At 43.3% G+C, this 19,864-nt stretch carries 17 protein-coding genes and 1 pseudogene; 3 read left to right on the forward strand and 15 right to left on the reverse strand.

Annotation, left to right across the window (positions count from 1 at the left end):
* Window positions 1-160: 160 nt before the first annotated feature.
* The 12 genes from AC2YHV_RS06960 to AC2YHV_RS07015 form a co-directional block, all read right to left on the reverse strand.
* Complete coding sequence (locus AC2YHV_RS06960; RefSeq protein ID WP_487372878.1) at window positions 161-925, reverse strand: ABC transporter ATP-binding protein; 765 nt, start codon at window positions 923-925, stop codon at window positions 161-163.
* Window positions 922-1,719: an ABC transporter ATP-binding protein gene (locus tag AC2YHV_RS06965; protein ID WP_487372879.1), complete on the reverse strand. Its 798-nt coding sequence runs from the start codon at window positions 1,717-1,719 to the stop codon at window positions 922-924. The genes AC2YHV_RS06960 and AC2YHV_RS06965 overlap by 4 nt, the downstream gene beginning before the upstream one ends.
* Window positions 1,716-2,555 carry a nickel transporter permease gene (gene nikC, locus AC2YHV_RS06970; RefSeq protein WP_063575387.1) on the reverse strand — a complete coding sequence of 280 codons (840 nt, stop codon included), beginning with the start codon at window positions 2,553-2,555 and terminating at the stop codon, window positions 1,716-1,718. Before nikC ends, AC2YHV_RS06965 begins: the two co-directional genes overlap by 4 nt.
* Window positions 2,546-3,499: a nickel ABC transporter permease gene (nikB, locus tag AC2YHV_RS06975; RefSeq protein WP_487372880.1), complete on the reverse strand. Its 954-nt coding sequence runs from the start codon at window positions 3,497-3,499 to the stop codon at window positions 2,546-2,548. Before nikB ends, nikC begins: the two co-directional genes overlap by 10 nt.
* A complete protein-coding gene (gene nikA / locus AC2YHV_RS06980) occupies window positions 3,500-5,029 on the reverse strand; it encodes a nickel ABC transporter substrate-binding protein (protein ID WP_487372881.1) in 1,530 nt (509 codons plus the stop codon). It lies immediately after the preceding gene.
* Window positions 5,030-5,649: 620 nt separating this feature from the next.
* On the reverse strand, window positions 5,650-6,792 hold the full coding sequence (locus AC2YHV_RS06985; RefSeq protein ID WP_034309501.1) for a mannitol-1-phosphate 5-dehydrogenase: 1,143 nt from the start codon (window positions 6,790-6,792) through the stop codon (window positions 5,650-5,652).
* A gap of 5 nt (window positions 6,793-6,797) precedes the next feature.
* Window positions 6,798-8,888: a BglG family transcription antiterminator gene (locus AC2YHV_RS06990; RefSeq protein ID WP_487372882.1), complete on the reverse strand. Its 2,091-nt coding sequence runs from the start codon at window positions 8,886-8,888 to the stop codon at window positions 6,798-6,800.
* 86 nt (window positions 8,889-8,974) lie between these two features.
* Entirely contained in the window at window positions 8,975-10,918 is a 1,944-nt protein-coding gene (locus tag AC2YHV_RS06995) for a PTS mannitol transporter subunit IICBA (protein ID WP_487372883.1), read from the reverse strand.
* A gap of 202 nt (window positions 10,919-11,120) precedes the next feature.
* Window positions 11,121-12,413, reverse strand: a complete 1,293-nt coding sequence (locus AC2YHV_RS07000; RefSeq protein ID WP_487372884.1) for a CitMHS family transporter — start codon at window positions 12,411-12,413, stop codon at window positions 11,121-11,123.
* A gap of 215 nt (window positions 12,414-12,628) precedes the next feature.
* On the reverse strand, window positions 12,629-13,510 hold the full coding sequence (locus AC2YHV_RS07005) for a helix-turn-helix transcriptional regulator (RefSeq protein ID WP_487372885.1): 882 nt from the start codon (window positions 13,508-13,510) through the stop codon (window positions 12,629-12,631).
* A gap of 357 nt (window positions 13,511-13,867) precedes the next feature.
* Window positions 13,868-14,557, reverse strand: a complete 690-nt coding sequence (locus AC2YHV_RS07010) for a response regulator (RefSeq protein WP_057276837.1) — start codon at window positions 14,555-14,557, stop codon at window positions 13,868-13,870.
* Window positions 14,551-16,146 (reverse strand): ATP-binding protein, encoded by a 1,596-nt coding sequence (locus AC2YHV_RS07015; protein ID WP_057276838.1) that lies wholly within the window; start codon window positions 16,144-16,146, stop codon window positions 14,551-14,553. The genes AC2YHV_RS07010 and AC2YHV_RS07015 overlap by 7 nt, the downstream gene beginning before the upstream one ends.
* Window positions 16,147-16,320: 174 nt before the next feature.
* Here AC2YHV_RS07015 and AC2YHV_RS07020 point away from each other — a divergent pair, with 174 nt between their 5' ends.
* The gene (locus AC2YHV_RS07020) at window positions 16,321-16,677 is read left to right on the forward strand and encodes a hypothetical protein (protein WP_487372886.1); all 357 of its coding nucleotides are present in this window, start codon (window positions 16,321-16,323) and stop codon (window positions 16,675-16,677) included.
* A gap of 35 nt (window positions 16,678-16,712) precedes the next feature.
* On the opposite strand, the pseudogene AC2YHV_RS07025 reads toward AC2YHV_RS07020, so the two are convergent.
* Both AC2YHV_RS07025 and AC2YHV_RS07030 read right to left on the reverse strand, forming a co-directional pair.
* Window positions 16,713-16,902, reverse strand: a pseudogene (locus AC2YHV_RS07025) (collagen-like protein); the annotation flags it as partial.
* 196 nt (window positions 16,903-17,098) lie between these two features.
* Complete coding sequence (locus AC2YHV_RS07030) at window positions 17,099-18,025, reverse strand: DNA-3-methyladenine glycosylase family protein (protein ID WP_487372887.1); 927 nt, start codon at window positions 18,023-18,025, stop codon at window positions 17,099-17,101.
* A gap of 174 nt (window positions 18,026-18,199) precedes the next feature.
* On the opposite strand from AC2YHV_RS07030, the gene AC2YHV_RS07035 reads away from it, so the two are divergent.
* Together AC2YHV_RS07035 and AC2YHV_RS07040 are read left to right on the forward strand one after the other, a co-directional pair.
* Window positions 18,200-18,796 (forward strand): bifunctional transcriptional activator/DNA repair enzyme AdaA, encoded by a 597-nt coding sequence (locus AC2YHV_RS07035; RefSeq protein ID WP_487372888.1) that lies wholly within the window; start codon window positions 18,200-18,202, stop codon window positions 18,794-18,796.
* Window positions 18,786-19,328, forward strand: coding sequence for a methylated-DNA--[protein]-cysteine S-methyltransferase (locus tag AC2YHV_RS07040; RefSeq protein ID WP_098186260.1), 543 nt, complete (start codon window positions 18,786-18,788; stop codon window positions 19,326-19,328). The genes AC2YHV_RS07035 and AC2YHV_RS07040 overlap by 11 nt, the downstream gene beginning before the upstream one ends.
* Before the next feature lie 25 nt (window positions 19,329-19,353).
* Here the strand turns inward: AC2YHV_RS07040 and AC2YHV_RS07045 are convergent, their stop codons facing one another.
* Window positions 19,354-19,797: a DUF2690 domain-containing protein gene (locus AC2YHV_RS07045; RefSeq protein WP_176548667.1), complete on the reverse strand. Its 444-nt coding sequence runs from the start codon at window positions 19,795-19,797 to the stop codon at window positions 19,354-19,356.
* Window positions 19,798-19,864 lie beyond the last annotated feature (67 nt).

Consider the following 19,864-nt stretch of genomic DNA (forward strand, 5'->3'; position numbering starts at 1 on the left):
ATATGGTGCCACTATTTAAATGTGTAATAAATGGTTGAATTGATGATGAAAGAATCCGCAATCGTTCTCCCGAATTCCTAACATGCCACCTTACTTCCTCCTTAAGCATTAAACTTAATCGAAATCATTGCGATTTAAAACTCAAATAAACACAACTTCATTATTCAAACATCGAAATCAGTTCTTTTGTGTATGAATGGCGATCGCTGCAAAAAAGCCGTTCTTTCTCGAAAGAATCCACAATAACACCCCCTTTCATCACCATGATCCGTTGGCTCATCTCCTGTACAGCCGATAGATCATGAGAAATAAAAAGGTAGGAAGTGTCCAAAGTCTCCCGCAGCCCGCCTAACAATTTCAGCACCGCCGCTTGGGACAGCACGTCCAGGCTTGAAGCCGGTTCATCCAATATAATGAGGGCCGGTTCGATGCTGATTGCACGCGCAATGGTCACCCGCTGCTTTTGTCCGCCGCTTAGCTCATGCGGGTAACGTTCAGCAAAACTCCTTGGAAGCTCCACCGTTTCCAGGAGCTGTCCGATAAAGTTCGCTTCACTTGTATACGTAAAATATTTCAAATTGACCTGGCTGCCAAATTGAAGATATGGATCCATTAGTGAATCCCTTATCCTTAGTTTTGGATTCAAAGCCGATGCAGGATTTTGCAAAACAGCCTGGATGTTCTTGCGATACGGTTTTAAACTGCGTTCGCTTTTGTTTTGCAGCTCGGTTCCTTCAAATAGGATGCTACCCTTGTCAAAAGATTCAATCTGAAGGATGAGTCTTGCCAGTGTGCTTTTTCCGCAGCCGCTCTCCCCCACTAACCCGAGGCATTCCTTCCTTTCCATGCTGAAATTCACGTTCCTTAGTATTTCCACTCCGTTATCATAGCTTTTATGGACATTTCGCACGTCTAATAAACTCATCCTGACACTCCTTCAAGCTTAAATGGAATTCTCCTCAATGATGGCGATGATTGAATCAGTTCATTCGTATAAGCATGCTGCGGATGATTCAATACCTGATTTTTATCACCGGTCTCTATGATGGCCCCGTCTTTCATGACTGCAATGCGGTCCGCATACTTCCTGACATGACGTAAATCATGCGTAATGAACAAGATTGCACATCCGGTTTCTTTTTGGAGCTTTGATAACAGCTGTAAAACCTTAAAGGAAGATACACTGTCCAAGGCTGTGGTCGGTTCATCCGCTATCAAGATATCAGGTTCAAGCAGCAGGGCCATTGAAATGGATACGCGTTGAAGCTGACCGCCGCTTAATTGAAAAGGGTATCTGCAATAGATATCGTCGCTCAGGCCCACCGATATGAGCGTATTGGCCGCTTGCTGCCTCCTTGCCTTTTTGGAAAGGTTCAAATGTGTTCGCTGATATTCGTCGAAATGCTGACCGATGGTAAGGAACGGTGTGAATGAACCCTGGTAATCTTGAAAAATATAGGCCAGGCGCTTTCCGCGAACCTTCCTGATTTCTGAGGAAGATAGGGTTAATAAATTCTTTTCCCCGTACCATATTTCCCCCTTCGCTTGAAGATTGGGTGCAAGCAGCTGACATATTGCCATGGCCGTCATGCTTTTGCCGCTCCCGCTTTGTCCGACAAGTGCGAACCACTCACCCTCCTGCACATCTAATGAAAGATTCTTGACGATATGATTTTGCTTTCCCATGATATGCAGCTGCCTCACGGATAAAATGCTCATGATCCCACCTCCTTTTTCACATCGAATGCATCGCGCAAATAATCACCGAGCATGTTGGTTAGAAGGACGACAAATACGATGGCGAGCCCTGGGTAAATCATCAGCAACATATTGGATTGAAAATATGGACGGGCATCATTCAGCATGGCTCCCCACTCCGGTGCCGGCGGCTGCGCACCGAGCCCGATATATGATAAGGAAGATATGAGCAAAATGATTTTTCCTAAATCGAGGCTAGAAAGGACAAGCACATTCCCGATAAGGTGCGGAAATAGATGCTTCCGCATGATCCCAAATGAACTTAATCCATTGATTTTAGCAACTGTGACATATTCCTTCTGACGTTCGGTGATCACCGTACTTCGCACAAGCCGGGCATAATTCACCCATTTCACCAGAACGATCGCCAACAGGAGATTTTCGATTCCCGGTCCTAATAAACCGCTAAGAACAATGGCAACGATCGTATCTGGGAAGGCGAGAAACGCATCGGCAATGCGCATGAAGACCCGATCGATCAGACCTCCTTTAAAACCGGCAATCATCCCGAACGGGACGCCGATGATAACTGCGGCAAACAAAGATAAGAGGCCGTAGCCAACCGTCAGCTGTGCACCAAGCAGAAGGCGCGTCAATACATCACGCCCTAGATGATCCGTCCCTAACGGATGTTCCATGCTCGCCGGCCATAGCCTTTCTTCCAGATTGACCAGTGCCGGATCATGTTTCACAATAAGAAAGGTGTAAGCCGCAACGGCAAGGATTGTCGCCATCACCGTAAATAGGACGGTCATTCTCCAGCGCCTTTTGGATTTTCCTTTGATAACTAACTCCATTTTCCATGCTTCCTTTCCTTCAGTCTTAGCTCCGGATTTAAATAGCGATAAGATAAATCCACGGCACTATTAACCATGAATACAATGATGGCCATGACCAGCAGGTACCCTTGGATGACTGGATAATCCCGCGACCGAATCGAGTCCACGACCATCTTACCTATGCCTGGATAGGCAAAAATCACTTCGATCACGACTACACCGCCGATCAGGCTGCCAAGGCTGACGCCGAATACGGTAATGACCGGGGGCAAGCTATAACGAAATGCATGGGCAAAGAATATCCGCATCTCTGAAATCCCCCTAGATCGGGCAGCCCTGATGAAATCATGACTGATGGAATCTATCAGGCTCGAACGCAGCAAACGGACGTACACACTTGTGATGGCCAGCCCCAGCGTGACCGACGGCAGAATCAAAGAACGAAACCCGTCCCTGCCCATCGTTGGAAGGGCTCCCCATCGTACCGCAAATAAATCTATCAAAAGCAGCCCCAGCCAAAAGCTAGGAATGGCTGCCCCCAATAAAGAAACAGCCCGGCTGAATTGATCGATCCAGCTCCCCCTGTACAAGGCAGCAAGCGAACCTAACGGAATCGCTATACCAAGCATGACAAGCAATGCACCAACCGCCAGCTCAAGTGTTGCAGGCAGCCCGCTCATGATCATTTCCATCACAGGCTGATTCGTCAGATAGGAATGCCCGAAATCCAATCGGATAAAGTCCGCAAACCAATTGCCATACTGCACGAACAGCGGATCATTGAACCCTAATTCTTCACGAAGCTCATTGACTTGCTCGTTTGTGACCGATACATCATCCACTTGAAGTATCGAGAGAACCGGGTCGCCAGGAGCAAGCCGAACAAAAAGGAAAGAAATGAATGTAATTACAAGAACAAAAATCGCTACCTCAATGAACCGGCGGACTAAGATGCGAAACATTCACTTCACATCCAATTCATTCGTCAGCATATAGTATTCGCTTCTCGAAGTGATCCAGTTTTTAACTTTATCGGCATCATAAGCAACAAGTGTATTCGGATGTAAAATGAATGAATTATACACCTGTTCATCCACATACATCGCAATCTCCTCAGCTAAATCCGAGCGCTCCTCCTGCCCGACCGTCACGTTCAGCTCATCAATCAGGGACGTCAGGCGATCATCATCAGCCCCACTGAAGTTCAAGGCACCCTTTGGATGATAAGTAGCATTTAAATAATAACCGGCATCCCCTCTCGGAGCCGTTAAATTGCTGTAGGTCGTTAAATCCCAATCGCGATTGGAAGCCATATACTCTTCAGGGATTTCTATTTGCTTGATATTCACATCAATCCCCAACTGACCGGCATCCGATTGAAAAACTTGGGCAATTAACGGCAGGTCGGCACGTGAACTGTATGTAAGCAGTGTAAACGTTAACGGTTTACCGTCTTTTTGCATGACACCATCCACTTTCTTATATCCCGCCTGATCAAGAAACGCCTTAGCGGTTTCCATTCCATTCGCTTTTTTCGGATAATCCGGGGCAAAAGAGAAAGTGGATGGGAATGGCCCCGTCGCCACTTCAGCATGACCATGTAAAATCGTTTCCGCAATGGATGGACGATCGATCAAGGCATCAACCGCCTTCCGGACGTGTATGTCCTGCAATGCTTTACGTTCCAAATTCATCGTCATTTGATGTACGCGGAAAGTCGATGTCGATTCAACCTTCACACCATCTTTCGCCTCTAAATTTTCCAGGCTTTCCACTTCCGGACGGAAAACAATATCAGCGTCTCCCGATTCAAAGGCAAGAGACCGTGCATTGGCATCTTCATTAAATGAAAACCTGGCTCTCTCAAGCTTTGCGGCTCCATCCCAGTAAGACTCATATCGGATTAAATCAACAGCCGTACCTGGTTTGAATTTCGAAACGGCAAATGGCCCGGTTCCTATCGGCTTGTTTATATAGTCACTTTCCTTCACATCAATAATCGATGTATTTGGATGAACCAATTCAGAAGGAAACTCAGGAAAAGGAACCTCCGTCTTAATGGTCAGCGCATTCCCGTCCGCTTCAATCGACTCAATCCGCAAAGCATTCTTGATCGCCGGACTATCTTTCATCGCCCTCTCCAAGGAAGCCTTCACCGCTTTGCCATCCATCGGCTTTCCATTCTGAAACGTCACACCCTCCCTTAACTTAAAATTCCATAATTGACCATCCTCGCTATCCCAGCTCTTCGCCAGCCAAGGTTCGATGGTCAAATCGTTATCATTGAGATGCACCAATGTCTCAGTGATGCCAGCCCTAAGCGACACATAACTAGTATCAACATTCGGATCAAGCGAGCTAGTCGCAAAATTAAAAAGCAAGTTCACTTCCTTCTTCCCTCCCGCTTGATCCTTCGCAGACTCGGTGGAACAAGCAGCCAAAAGAAAGACTGATAAACATACAATAAAAATCAATTTACATTTTCTGAACACGATATATTTCCTCCATTACCTCAACTATTTTTATTGACTGTTTTAAAATCGTATTGATTACGATTTAGGTTGCGGCTTTACCAACATCAAACGACGTAACACATCGCCGAATGCTTATCCGAAATCAAACTATGTAATCCTCCTCGAGAGAAAACATCCATTCACGAGTATTTGTGCTAAACTCACGAGTATTTGCTCCAAATTCACGAGTATTTGCTCTAAACTCACGAGTAAATCCTCCAAATTCACGAGTATTGCTTCAAATTCGTGAGTATTTGCTTCAAATTCGTGAGTATTTGCTCTAAACCCTTAAATAACAGCTCTAAATCTCTTGCAATAGGACCAAATTATTAAAAAGTGCACCAAATTCTCTATTTATTGCACGAATCCCCCTTTTTCAATCCATTCTTTCAGTGCTTTTTGTCTAATAAATCAAAATGATTACGATTTATACTTTAAAAATACTCTCTCTTGTCTTGATTGTCTTTCATTATAAAACGTAATGATTACTGTTTACAAGGTTTTTTTGAGTTTTATTATCGGATGCCAGTTCCTTCGATGATTGGCTTTTTGATTAAGTAAAAAACTCCTGAAAAAGGATTTCAGGAGTTCTTCGGCTTTTATTTCAAGTTGTTGTAGTGGTTGATGACTTCTTCGGTGATTTCGCTATTCTCGTCCAAGCCGCTAACTTCCTTAAGTGCTGAAGCTACACCGTGTTCTTTGATCATCGTTTGTAGTTTAAGGGCTTCTTCATCTTCGTTAAAATCAAAGAGTAAAGCGGCCGCTATCGCTTTCGCCAGATTAGTATAGGAAAGTCCGGCTTTCTTTGCTTCTACGGCAGGGCGCACGAGACGGTCGTTTGGCCCGAGTTTACGCAGCGGTGAACGTCCGACTCTATTCACCGAGTCATTCAGGTAGGAGTTTTTAAAACGATTAATGATTTTTTCGATATACTGCTGATGCTCACCTGCATCCAAACCGTATTGTTTTATTAAATAGGCACCCGTTTCCCCTAGGGTTTTCTTAACTTGCTCCACAATGCCTGCGTCTTCCAATGACTGGTCAATCGTTGATTTTTTATTTTTAAGATAACCGAGGTAAGCAATGACGGCATGTCCTGTATTAACGGTAAACAGTTTTCTCTCAATGAAGGGGGCGAGTTCTTTTACAATGGTCATTCCTTCAACGGCAGGTATGCTTTCCTTCGTTTCAACGACCCATTCATAATAAGGTTCCACCAAAACATCGAGTGATCCTTCGTTATTTTGGATAGGAACGATGCGATCGACTGCTGAGTTAAAGAAGTAGACTTTATCGGCTAGTTTTTCCTTTGTGGCTTGATCCAGGTTTTCCAGAATGTAGCCTTCTAAAAGGTCTGTTGCCGATATTTGGTTTTCGCAAGCGATCACATATAGTTTTTCATCGGTTTCCTTCACTCTTGATGCCAATCCTTTTGCAATTAAAGGAGCGATATGAGGCAAAATATTGGGACCGATAGCAGTGGTGAGGTAGGTTGCTTCGGAAATTGCTTTAATGACTTCCTCTTCCTGCTTTAAACTGTTTAAACCCGAAACATTTTTCACAGTGACTGATTCTTGTTGATCAGTGGCCAGTTTGACTTGATATTGCTTTTTATCATTTAACTGATCGATGATTTGATCAGCTATATCTACAAATGTCACATGATATCCAGATTGTGAAAAAAGTGCTCCGATAAATCCTCTTCCAATGTTTCCTGCACCGAAATGTACTGCTTGTTTCATTACAATCATCCCTTTATCAAGTTAGTATATAAATAATCCAAAAATATGGCTTCCAGCCTTCTTCTAATCATTTCTTCGTCCGAAGATGAAAAAATCATGATGGATTCATTGCTTTCAATTAAGCTTGAACTTATTAAGCTGACGATTTCCTGCTGCTTCACACTCAATTCTTCAGGTGCCAGCATCAGCAGTAAATTTTTCATATGGACATCATTGCCGTCCATACCTTTGACCAGACGATATTCCTCCAGGTGAGCCACCTGGAATATCAGTTCTTTTACATTCTTATGTCTCGTATGGAAAAGGCCCATCCCCGTGCCCGGAATGCCTAAACCGCCCTTTTTTTCCCGTTCCTTCAAGGATCCGACCACATCATCCGCACCCTTCAGCAGTTCTTCCGTTTCAGCCATCCTCACCATTTCTTCGATGATTTCTGGATGGCCTTTCCGATGCGGCAGCCGATAAAACCGGAAATTATCCATGATCGACTCGATGCTCTGCTGGGCATCTTTCAATTCCTGCAGCACTTCTTTCAGTTCGCCATCCTCTTTTTTGGTCACGGTATACTTATCGGCCGACTGAATGCCATAACGCTTATTCTTCGTGAAGTTTTCGATATTCTTCCTTAAATAATTCCTGATGTTCAAAATATTCTCTTCACTCAAAAGAGGGGATACAAGGATATAATCACTATCGATATACGGAAGCCGGACGGTAGAAATGATCACATCATAGTTTTTCAGGCTACCCTGCTGCTGGATGTCTTTGATCGTCTTGATTTCTACAGTCTCGATTTCGATGATTTCCTTTTTGATCCGGCTTGCAAGCATCTTCGACGTACCGATACCTGTCGGGCAGACGATGAGTGCCCTTATTGATATTTCTTCCTCCCGCAGCACTAATGCAGATCCGAAATGAAGGACGATGAAGGCTATTTCATCTTCAGGAAATTCTTTTATTTCTTTGAATCCCTTTTCCAGACTGGTCTTCACTGCCAAAAAGAGAACCGGATACTTTCGCTTAATATCTTCGGTTAAGGGGTTGTACAATCCCATTTCCTGTTTGATCCGGAAAAGCGATGGCTCCATATGGGCGAGGAGCCCCTGATACAATGGGAAATCCTTGGTCAAATCGATTTGCAGTTGTGCCGAAACATCTTTTATCAGGTTTCTTATCAGCTGGCCAAGCAATACACTGTCATAGGGAACGGCATCCGCCGCATGAAGCTTGGAGCCTTTAAGGATGGCTGCAAGGTAGCTTATATCATCGATGGTAAAAGAGACTTCCAGCATGGCGCTGAGTTCCTTGCCTATTTTATTCATGAGATTAGTCTCATCGGAAAGTTCGCTTATTTTATTGAAATCCTTCTCCAAAAAATATTGGCTTTCATTCCTTTGCAGGGTTACATAAATATGTACAATTAACCCTATATACCCGCTATCCGCCAACCGGGAGTGGGCACTGTTAAAAGTTGAGTTCAGCACCCCGTCGATAGCCAGAAGATATTCGGGATCGAAATAGTCGAGGATTTTCGCTTCTGGAAATTTCCCTTCTTGCAGCAAAAATAAACTTTCAATCAGCTCTTCATTAAAGAAGTGCAAGAAATAGGCTGCCTGGGCTTTCCGTTTATTTTCTTCGGTGCCGTCAAGCTCTATTCCTACTCCCCTTTTTCTGGTAATCACGATATTAAAATTCTTTAACCATTCGGTCAGTTCGTCCAAATAGGTTGTAAGAGTCGTAATGCTTATTCCGAGATCCCCCGCAAGAACTTGAGTTTTATAGGATTCTTCCTGCAGTAAAGCTAAAAGAAGATGCAGCTTTCTTTCTTGTGGCGTTTGATCGATCGGATGATTGCCCATCAGGTGCTGTACAAGCCGAAAGACTTGTTCATTCTTCCCGTCGATGGACAGTCCCTCATGTGTATTGCGTGTTAAATGCAACTCGAATGATTGCAGGATTTTTTCTATGGACTTCAAATCGCGTTGAACCGTCCGGACACTAACATTCAATTGTGTCGCAATGGATAAGGCTGTATGTTTTCCTGAAGTTTTTATGATCAATTCTATGATTGATTTTTCCCTTGAAGTAATATACATGCTACCAACTCATTTCTGGTGGAGTAACACGAGAAAATACTGAATAGAAAAGCGTATAACGCTTTTCTATTCTTGGTTAAGAGTATTTAATTATTTTCTACATTTATAATATCCATCAATTCCCTGGCTGATGTGGCTTTAACCATCTTTTCAATATTCTCCATGTCAGAGCATGTAACTGCAATGCCAGATAGAATTTCAAGATGTGTCCCGTCCTTGCCGGCAATGCCGAATATCAATCGTGCCTTTTGGCCGTCAAAGTCGACACCATCAGGAATTTGTAAAACGGTAAATCCGGATTTAAGGACATCTTTCTTAGCTTCCTCGGTTCCGTGCGGAATGGCTACATCGTTCCCCATATAGGTTGAAGTCAATTCATCACGAGCAATCATCGCTTCAATATAGCTTTCCTTAACGTAACCTGCATTGACCAAAGCTCTTCCCGCAAAGCGGATCGCTTCTTCCTTATTGGCGAACTGTTGATTAAGGAAGACGTTTTCTTCACGAAGCAATCCATTACCTTCCGGCTCATCCCCGTCGATGCCAGGTTCGATTGAATGTTCACGAATACCGGGAACCTTCTCTTCAGCATCTTCGACGATTTCAGGCAGCTCATCGGTACCGTCATCCTGAAGCCGTGCAAGCAATGAATCGTATTCAGGGCTCGATAGGAAATTATCGACGGATACATGATAGGCATTCGGCACTTTATTCTGTGCCCTTGGAGTTAACTCCTCCTGTGTAATGACGATTTGTGCATCAGCAGGAATGTTTGAGATCGCCGTATTTGTAACAGTGATATTCAATCCGGCTTCCTTCACCTTCTTGCGAAGCAGCGAAGCGCCCATCGCACTTGATCCCATGCCGGCATCACAGGCAAAAATTATTTTGCTGACGTTTGTTGGCATCGTTCCCGGCTCTGAAGCGAATACATCGGCAACAGAGCTTTTCTTGCCTTTCATTTCTTGCATTTTTTTCGCGGCATCTTCAATATTCTCTTCAGATTGCTTTCCTGTTTTCAGGATGAATGCACCGACGATGAATGAAACAAGGGCGGCTACGATGACGCCTGCAAAGTTAGCAATATATGCACCTGCATTATGCGGAGTTACCGCTGTAATGGCAAGTATGCTGCCTGGAGAAGCTGGAGCGAACAATCCTCCGCCCAGTAGGACCAAAGTGAAAACTCCACTCATGCCTCCAAGAATGACGGCTAAGAATAACATCGGCTTCATTAGGATATAAGGGAAATAAATTTCATGGATCCCGCCGAAGAAATGAATGATGGCAGCTCCTGGCGCCGACTTCTTCGCCGTTCCCTTTCCAAAAAAGCAATAAGCAAGCAGTACGCCGATACCTGGTCCTGGATTCGATTCCAGAAGGAACAGGATGGAAGCCCCTGTTTGTTTGACTTGCTCTACACCAATTGGTGATAGTACACCATGATTGATGGCATTGTTCAAGAACAAGACCTTGGCAGGCTCGATCAGGATACTTGTCAACGGCAGTAAACCTGTACCGACAAGCCAATCGACTCCTGCTACAAGCCAGCCTGTAAATACGTCTACAGCAGGCCCGATGGCCAAGAAGGATAGAATGGACAATAAGCCCCCAATAATCCCCGCCGAGAAATTATTAACAAGCATTTCAAAACCGGCTTTTATTTTCCCTTCAATCAATTGATCGAATTTCTTGATGACATAACCGCCGAACGGTCCCATTATCATGGCTCCAAGGAACATCGGGATGTCAGATCCGACGATGACGCCCATTGTCGCAATCGCACCGACTACGCCGCCGCGGTGGTCATGGATTAGCTTACCGCCCGTATACCCAATTAATAGCGGCAATAAAAACGTAACCATCGGTGTAACCATTTTGGCAAGGCTTTCATTTGGCAGGAAACCAGATGGGATGAATAGGGCAGTGATTAGCCCCCATGCTATGAAAGCTGATATATTCGGCATGACCATTGAACTTAGAAAGTTACCGAACTTTTGAACTGCAACTTTTATATTAAAGTGAGCCATTTTTGCTCTCTTCCCTTCTTATTAATATAGTTTCCTTTAATCTTAAGGTACGTACATCCCTCATTCAATAAAAGAAAAAGCTAACTTTGTCGCGAAAGAGAAGACAAACATAATGTATCTCACTTTTCCAGATTTATTCAGCGCTTGATGCAGACAGAAAAAAGTCCCGTTCGCATCGTGACGAACGGGACTCTTTAAAGCTTTATAGCGGGATGATTCCCAATAGGATACAAACCACTATCATGACAAGCGTCGATCCGCATGCCCATTTCAGGAAAGTGCGCTGCAAGGCACCGAAATCTTCCCCTACCATTCCAACCAATAGATAAGTAGATGGAACAAGCGGGCTTAATAGATGGACAGGAAGCCCCAATAGTGAAGCTCTGCCGATCAGGGCAGGGTCAATTCCATAAGCAGCCCCCGCTTTAGCAAGTAATGGGAGCACCCCATAATAAAATGCGTCATTAGACATGAAGAACGTAAAAGGTGCTGAGATGATGGCTGTGATGACAGCAAAATGTGCGCCCATTTGATCTGGAATATGCTGAATCAAAGAGTTTGCCATGGCATCGACCATCTCCGTACCGGCAAGGATTCCAGTGAAAACGCCTGCTGCAAAAATCATCGAAATGACGGATAAAGCATTGTCCGCATAGTTTGCTACACGTTCTTTCTGATCACTGAGTTTCGGATAGTTTACCGTAATGGCAATCGCGAAACCTACCATGAACAGAACAGCTGAAGGCATAAGTTCCATGATCAGCGCAACCAGCAGTGTAAGAGTCAATGCGTAATTGAATATGATCATTTTAGGCCGTTTTAGATAAGCATCTTCCGTTGCAGCCGCGTGCTGTGCCACAGCATGATAATCGACCTCAATGATCCCGATTCTCTTTCTTTCTTTTTTACCCAGGCAGTATGCCATGAAAAGGACGAATAGGACTCCGCCAATCATCGCTGGAATGACGGGTGTGAACACATCGGACATTTCAAGTTTTAAAGCGGTCATCACTCGTGCTGTAGGGCCTCCCCAAGGAAGAAGGTTCATGACTCCAGATGACGAAACGGCAATGCCGGCCAATACTAGCGGTCTCATTCCAATCCGTTTATATAGCGGAAGCATGGCTGAAATCGTTATCATATATGTGGTCGTTCCATCTCCATCCAAGGAAATCAGCAAGGCCAGGACTGCCGTGCCGATGGCAATTTTCACCGGATCTCCTTTTACAACCTTAAGTATCGTATTGATGATCGGGTCAAAAACCCCAGCATCAATCAAAATGCCAAAGAAAAGGATCGCAAATAAAATCATGATTCCCGTTGGCGCAACGTCTTTGATCCCTTCCAGCGCCATCTCACCCATTTTACCGCCAAACCCGCCAATAAGTGCAAAGGCACTTGGTACTGCAATCAAAGCTATCATGGCTGAAAGTCGCCCTGTCATAATTAAAATCATAAACACTACTATCATCAAGTATCCTAATAAAGCGAGCATATCTATCACTCCTATCTTCTAATAAGATAAAGTGTATATGAAACCGCTTCATTTGTAAGCGTTCTCAATTTATTGTTTTTTAAAATTATTTTGTTAATTGTGTTCATTGTGTTCACGGAAGCGATTTTTCGAGGAGGAACCGAACGCCATTCCCCGGGTTGAATGGCGCGCTCTCTAAGGAAATAAGCGAATATTCAAGCAAATGTTCCGCGCATTTATTCTTCAAATGATAAATTTTCCGGTCCGTCCAAAAGGTCACAGCCGTAATCTATATTGGTCGTTGGTGTATCGATACTGACTTCCTCGAATTCCAGTTCATCGATCCATACTTGGCCGCGCCCTGAAAGAAGGACCCCGAATGAAATGATGGCACTGTTTTCGGGTACATCCAGGACAATATAATAATGGTTCCATTCCGTATCGTTGACGATGGGCCGATTCCCCATATTGTCGAATTGCAAAACATCCTGGAGCGCATTATCCACCCTCATCCATAAACCACAAAATCCATCAACACCTTTTGATTTTAAAAAACCCGACAGTTTCATTCTTTTACCAAGGTAATTTTCCGCCTTGAATTGCTGCATCATCGTAGCAAATTCCTCCTTGGATTCGGCAGTGACGGATTTCAGGAATCCTGATGCCTGGCCTTTATGGAATGTCTCCCGGTCAATTCCCATTTGATAATTGAATGGATGACTCCCGCTTAAATTCCAGCCTTTTAATAATTGATCGTTTTTCATCGTCATTTCCTCCTTTTGCAAGGTTAGTTTACTTACGAGTTTCCGATATTGCCCTGGCGGCAGGTCATAATATTTCTTGAATGAACGAGTAAAGGATTCCTGTGTTTCAAAGCGGTAATATAAAGCAATATCGATTATTTTTTCATCGGTATAAAGCAGCATGTTAGCTGCATTGGCAATTCTTCGATATCGAATATATTCCGATACGGTCACACCAACCTCCTTGTGAAAAATACGATGATAATGAAACTTCGAAAAACCTGCGAACCGTGCGATGTTCTCCAAGGATAATTCGGCTTGTAAGCTATTCTCTATATATTCAATCGTTTTTTGGATGATGGGGCTATATCTCATTTCCGAACCTCCTTAAGAAAAGGATAACAGATTAACATATCGGTTTTTTGACATATATTGCTTTTTTCATAATCCTTCAAACGATGCATCATAAAAAAAGGCACTTTTCGTAAAGATTGTTGTTTTTAAAACGAAACGATTTAAGGTTGATTGGAGCGGAAGTGCGAGACTCCTGTGGGAGCAGCGGGACAGGTGAGATCCCAACAGGCGTTTACGCCGAGGAGGCTCACCGCCCGCGGAAAGCGAGACTCTGGAGGGGAAATCAACCAAAACTCACTACCTGGTAAATAGCAACAAAGTATGTGAAAACATCCTAAAAGAGACACCTTCAATCTTGAAGGTGTCTCTCACTTAATTCTATTGAATTTTATAATATCTTCGCTCAGGTCTCCCCACTACCCCATATACGACTTCCGCTTTACATTTCTTAACGGATATCAAGTATTCCAGGTAGCGTCTCGCGGTTGTCCTGGAAGCACCGATCTGTCCGCTCACTTGCTCAGCCGACAAACCGATATCGCTTCCTTCGAGTACCTCGATCACCTTCGCCAAAGTGATTTCGTCTACCCCTTTCGGCAGGGCCTGCCCATCGTTCGATTCCGAAACGGATGAACCCTTTTTCAAAATGAGATCCACAAAATCCTGGTCTATCTCTTGTTTGGATTTCATCAGATGGACTTTCTTCAGATACTCTTCGATAACTTGGTTGAAACGCTTCATCTCCACTGGTTTAATTAAATAATTCTCAACACCATAGTGAAGCGCCTTTTCCAGCTGTTCTTTATCCGTTGCCGCGGTTATCATGATGATATCCACATTCGGGAATTTTTTCCGTATGTCCGGAAGGAGGTCTGTACCAAGCTGATCTGGCATATAAACATCAAGCAAAAGCAAATCCGGGCTTTTTTGTTCCAAAATCCGAAGCGTTTTTTTGGCATTGACAGCTTTTCCGACCACTTCTATTTCATCAAAGTTTTTCAAGAATTTTTCATGGATATCCGCTACACGAAAATCATCCTCTGCAATGACTGCTCTTATCTTCAGCATTCTTTCCCTCCTCGCTGTTCTTTAGGAAGATAAACGGTGAATATGGTGTTCCCATCCTCGCTTTGAACTTCGATGATGCCGCCCAGCTCTTTTACGACATGATCAGCATTCGAAAGTCCATAACCACTCGGACTTCCGCTGTTTTTCGAAGTGAAACCCCTATCGAAAATATGGGCGATGGCATCCTCAGGTATTCCTTTTCCGTTATCACTCACTTCAAATACCATATCATTTCCGATATCTGTGGCGAAAAATTTCACGAGCGGCTCCTCCATGCTTGAAACCGCTTCAAGTGCATTATCGATAATGTTTCCTAGAATCAATGTTAGTTGTGATAGTTTTATATGATCCGGCAGTTTCTCCAGGTAACTTTGTGCATCTATTTCGAAGATGATCTTCTTCTCCGATGCTTTCCCGATCTTGCCAAGTAACAGGGCTTGTACCTTTGTATCCTTTATCTGTTCGAACACGACACGGTTCAGGGAATGCAATTCGGATGTTTCGCTTTGAATCATATCGATTGCTTCATCGTATTCCCCTAATTGTATCAAACCTGAAAGGACGTATAGTTTATTGGTGAATTCATGGGTTTGTGCCCTTAAATCCTCTGAATGCATCTTCACTTCCGATAGTGTGTTGACCATTTCCTCAATTTCCGTTCGATCACGGAACGAAGCGACAACACCGCTTACCCCTTCACTATCGAAAATCGGCGTACAATTGACGATAACGGATTTGTCTTCCCATGAAATCTCCTTATCCACTTGCGGTTCACCGGACTTCAGCACCTCGAATAAATATTTCGAAGGAAATAGGCCATCGACGTTCAAATGGCGAACGGACTCTTTAATATCCAGCAATTTTTTTGCCGGCTGATTCATCGAGGTAATCAGCCCATTTTGGTCAATGGCCAGAATCCCTTCTTTCACCGATTGAAGCACTGCATTTTTTTCTTTATATAAATTGGCGATTTCAAATGGTTCCAGCCCCAGTGTATCTTTACGTATGCTCCTTGCCAGCATATAACTGCCAATGATCGAGATCATGATGGCCACTAAAGATACAATCATCTCCTTGGACAAATCCTTGAAAATTTGGGCGCGGACATCGTCCACCAAAAAACCGACGGAGACGATTCCAATTATTTTTCCATCCTCATTGAATACCGGTGACTTCCCCCGAATGGAAAGACCGAGTGATCCTGCCGCTTCGGAGACATAATATTCGCCTTCCTGAATGGCCCTGCTATTATCCCCGCCTTCCATCCGCTTCCCAATTTCGGAAGCCAGCGGATGGGAATAGCGAATTCCCTCTGCATTCCCCACAACGATGAACTCAGCACCTGTTTCCCTGCGGATCTTTTCGGCAATCGGCTGGATGATGCCAGCGGGATCATCCGTCTCAAAAGCCTCTGTAACGGTAGGCATGAAGCTAATCGTCTTTGAAAGCTCCAACGCCAATTGGCCTTTATCCTTCGCTATTTGCCTTCCTTCCATATAGGAAAAAGTAGTCGTCAATAACAGGATCAAAAACAGGCTCAACGATAAGACTAACCCGAGAATCTTGGTTTCCAGCGATACTTTCCTCATATTCAACAGCATCCTCTATTTTCATTTTCCTTCACTAATTTTTATAGGAGCATAATGATTTTACCATTTCTATTAAATATTGAACATTGTTGGCCGTTTATTTAGCCACATTCAAAAATGAAAGGATTTAAGCAACAAAACAAGGTATAATTTAACAAAAAAGGAAGTGCTGAATTGAATCCTTTTCAAATGATATATATGATCATCCTCACCCTTTTGCTGATTTATGATTTTTTTCCAGTCTTCTTTCTTTCTAATATCATTTCACCTGAGGTGCTTCTTGGCGTTATGATAGGATTATTTCTCAGTATCCTATTTAAGAAAGATCGTCACGCCGATCATGGTGCGAAGTTCAAGGAGCAGTTGTTTTCCACCTTGTATCTCCTTTCCTTAGTCGGAATGTTGACCGCTTTAGGGGGACGATCAACGATAGGCATTTCTCTTAATAATGTTTTTCTTTGGATAGTGCTGCTTCTGTCTTGCTACCATACCTTTTCGTATTGGAAGAAAGCAAAACAATCAGAAACATAAAATGCTCAAAGGAAACATTTCCTTTGAGCATTTTTTCAAAAACAGCTAAATGAATTGATTTGTCTTGTATCGATGCCAAAAACGTCCAGAACCTGCCATTCCACCTGAAGCCGGCCACAGAACGCGGACCGACGAAGAGGGGGTAATACCAGAAACGCGCACCATTGTTTAGTTATATAAAAACAGACAAAACGAAATCGCACCCGGATCTATCGCAAATGCTGAAATCGACGTTATTTGCAGTTTTATCTCCCGAAATAGGGATATATCGACGTAATTTATAGTTTTATCTCCGAATATGGAGTTTTATCGACGTTATTTGCAGTTTTATCTCCGAATATGGAGATATATCGACGTAATTTATAGTTTTATCTCCGAATATAGGGATATATCGACGTTACTTGCAGTTTTATCCCGGGATTCAATATAGCAATCTCCATAAATAGAAGGTTGCATAGGATTCCCAATCAGCCCACGCTTCCGATAGTTTCAGGATTTCTGCTTTCGTTGGTTTTGTTTCTGTTTGCATGAGCAGTTTCATGGAATTGTGCAGCCCGACGTCATCGATGGGAAAGGCTGCTGAAAAACGCAAACAGCGCATCAAGACATAGTTCGCTGTCCACGGACCGATTCCCCGTATGTTGGTCAGCATTTTTTCAGCCTCTTTTACATCCTTTGCATTCAACAGCTTTTCTTTAGTAAGTTCCCCTTCTGCAATCAGTTGAGCAACACCTATTAAATATTCACACTTCTTTACCGTCATCCTCAAACCGGCAAAATCCTCGGCGGTCAATTTCGCGATTGCATCAGGTGTCGGAAACAGCCAATATTGCTTTCCTTGAAATTCAACATATTCACCAAATCCCTCCACAACCCTCCGTTTCAAGGTATAGGCATAAGTCAAGTTAATCTGCTGACCAAGTATTCCCCAGGCAATCGCTTCAAATAAATCAGGGATGCCCATATTTCTCAAGCCGAAGAATTGGCTTACCGGCTTTTGCAATAAAGGGTCCTTTTGGGCCAGCTCATAAAAAGGAAGCAGATTTGTCTCAAGATCGAACCAGTGACGAACGTATTGGCAAACAGCATCCTTTACCTGATTTTCCATCGGTGCTGTTCGTCCTGGGAAACGGACGGTCAGCTCCGTTTCATTCATCGCACTGATTTCTACTAAAAGCGTCTCATTTTCGACAACAAGTGCTCGATAAATTTTTTGATCAACAATATCGAACAGACATTCATTGGAGGATCTTGATAAGTATTTAAGATTTTCCGAAAAACGAAACTCTTTTGGTGCATGAATACTCAATTCATTTATGCCTTCATCATGTGATAATGTCTTTTTCATCCTGCTCCCTCCTTTAGCTTTATTCTAATGACAAACCGATACGTTATCTTGCTCTTTCATTTAACTCCCTAATTTTAACAAAATTTATTGAACAATTACGTTATCTTGCTTTTATATTATCAAAATGTTTGTATATCAACCCTTTCTTGTATACTAAATGGAGAGGTGAATGTAGTGAATCCGAAAAAAGCAGACTTCCCGAATGAATTTTGGAAAGCTATTATAGATTGTGATGCAGCATATGATGATCATTTTTTATACGGGGTAATTACAACAGGCATCTTTTGCAGGCCCTCCTGTAAATCAAGGGTGCCTAATAAGGAAAACGTGAAGATCTTCAAAAATGCCATGATGGCTTTGGAAGAGGAGTTCCGGCCTTGTAAACGATGTAAACCGGAAGGACTGAATGTGCCGACAGAAGAATGGGTTGAACAAATAGCCGAATGGATCGACACCCATTACAGCGAACCCCTCACTTTGAACAAATTGGCGGATATTTCCCATGGCAGCCCGTATCATTTACAACGAACATTCAAGCGAGTGAAGGGAATATCGCCCACTGAATACATTCAGCGGCTTCGCCTTGAAAAAGCGGCGAGGCTGCTGGAAACCTCCGAACTGCCGATAACTGAAATAGGCTTCACTGCCGGGTTCTCCAGTACACCCTATTTCATGACGTTATTCAAAAGGAAAATGGGGAATACCCCTTCAGGATATAGAAATGCTTATCTCAAAACTCAAGCTTTGGAGCGTGAAGAAAATGAAGAATGATAAAAAACAAACCATTGAATGGGCCATATTGCATTATGATAAGTGGCAATTATATGTGGCCAGGACGGAAAAAGGGCTTTGCTATGTAGGCTCTCCCGGTCAAACGTATGAAGAACTGAAGTCCATGATGCAAAAACGCTTTCCAAATGCGAACCTTGTTGAAAATGAAAAAGCATTAAATCCCTATCTAAAAGAACTACAAGAATATTTCGAAGGAACCAGGCAGACTTTCTCCCTTCCTGCAGATATAAAAGGCACGCCCTTTCAACAAGAAATTTGGGCAGCGCTGAATCAAATACCCTATGGACAAACCTGTTCCTATTCCGATATTGCCCAAATCATCCAAAGACCTGCAGCTGTTCGTGCGGTTGGTACGGCCATTGGCGCCAACCCAATTCTGATCACGGTGCCATGTCACCGGGTTATCGGAAAAAACGGGGCCATTACCGGCTACCGTGGAGGTACGGAGATGAAACGATATCTACTTGAATTGGAAGCACAATCTGACTGCAAAAAAAGCATCCGGCTATAAGGATGCTTTTTTGCATTTTTTGTTTTTAGTACCAAATTGTCACCGCTTTATTATAGGCATCACTATTTGGAATCGCATGGATCCCTTGGGCCTGTGCTTTGCGCGGGTCATAATCATATACCATTGGTGTATAGCATGAGGTCTGCCCGATATTCACAACACCATTGCCCCCGGAACTTGAGCATGTATAGGCCTTACCATCAGTACTACGGACGATTCTGGCATCCGCTTCATGATTGTATACGGCGGGGCGTGTTACGGTCACTTTTGCCCAGGCGGTTTTACACACAGTGCTGTATTTCAATTCTACGTATGAATTGGAATCAATCCATTTTTTATCCTTCGTTACCGCCGAATTTGCACAACTATTATAGTATGGACTTTTTCCATCATAGGTGTGTGTTTCGGCCAGTGCTTGATTTTTTCCAAATCCAAAGTCGACAATAAACAGCGACAGTGTCATCACCATGGTTAAACCTATCATTTTAAGCTTTTTATTCAATTCATTCATCCTTTCTTTGCAAAAATATAGATGA

The sequence above is a fragment of the Peribacillus sp. SRI_006 genome (genome assembly GCF_057586375.1).

Excerpts from the sequence above, each read along its gene's own strand:
- AC2YHV_RS07000 (WP_487372884.1), bottom strand. The coding sequence starts at position 12,413 with ATGCTCGCTTTATTAGGATACTTGATGATAGTAGTGTTTATGATTTTA.
- AC2YHV_RS07045 (WP_176548667.1), bottom strand. The coding sequence starts at position 19,797 with ATGGTGATGACACTGTCGCTGTTTATTGTCGACTTTGGATTTGGAAAA.
- AC2YHV_RS06960 (WP_487372878.1), bottom strand. The coding sequence starts at position 925 with ATGAGTTTATTAGACGTGCGAAATGTCCATAAAAGCTATGATAACGGA.
- AC2YHV_RS06985 (WP_034309501.1), bottom strand. The coding sequence starts at position 6,792 with ATGAAACAAGCAGTACATTTCGGTGCAGGAAACATTGGAAGAGGATTT.
- AC2YHV_RS07040 (WP_098186260.1), top strand. The coding sequence starts at position 18,786 with ATGAAGAATGATAAAAAACAAACCATTGAATGGGCCATATTGCATTAT.
- nikB (WP_487372880.1), bottom strand. The coding sequence starts at position 3,499 with ATGTTTCGCATCTTAGTCCGCCGGTTCATTGAGGTAGCGATTTTTGTT.
- nikC (WP_063575387.1), bottom strand. The coding sequence starts at position 2,555 with ATGGAGTTAGTTATCAAAGGAAAATCCAAAAGGCGCTGGAGAATGACC.
- AC2YHV_RS07030 (WP_487372887.1), bottom strand. The coding sequence starts at position 18,025 with ATGAAAAAGACATTATCACATGATGAAGGCATAAATGAATTGAGTATT.
- AC2YHV_RS06995 (WP_487372883.1), bottom strand. The coding sequence starts at position 10,918 with ATGGCTCACTTTAATATAAAAGTTGCAGTTCAAAAGTTCGGTAACTTT.
- AC2YHV_RS06990 (WP_487372882.1), bottom strand. The coding sequence starts at position 8,888 with ATGTATATTACTTCAAGGGAAAAATCAATCATAGAATTGATCATAAAA.
- AC2YHV_RS07015 (WP_057276838.1), bottom strand. The coding sequence starts at position 16,146 with ATGAGGAAAGTATCGCTGGAAACCAAGATTCTCGGGTTAGTCTTATCG.
- AC2YHV_RS07010 (WP_057276837.1), bottom strand. The coding sequence starts at position 14,557 with ATGCTGAAGATAAGAGCAGTCATTGCAGAGGATGATTTTCGTGTAGCG.
- AC2YHV_RS07005 (WP_487372885.1), bottom strand. The coding sequence starts at position 13,510 with ATGAGATATAGCCCCATCATCCAAAAAACGATTGAATATATAGAGAAT.
- AC2YHV_RS06965 (WP_487372879.1), bottom strand. The coding sequence starts at position 1,719 with ATGAGCATTTTATCCGTGAGGCAGCTGCATATCATGGGAAAGCAAAAT.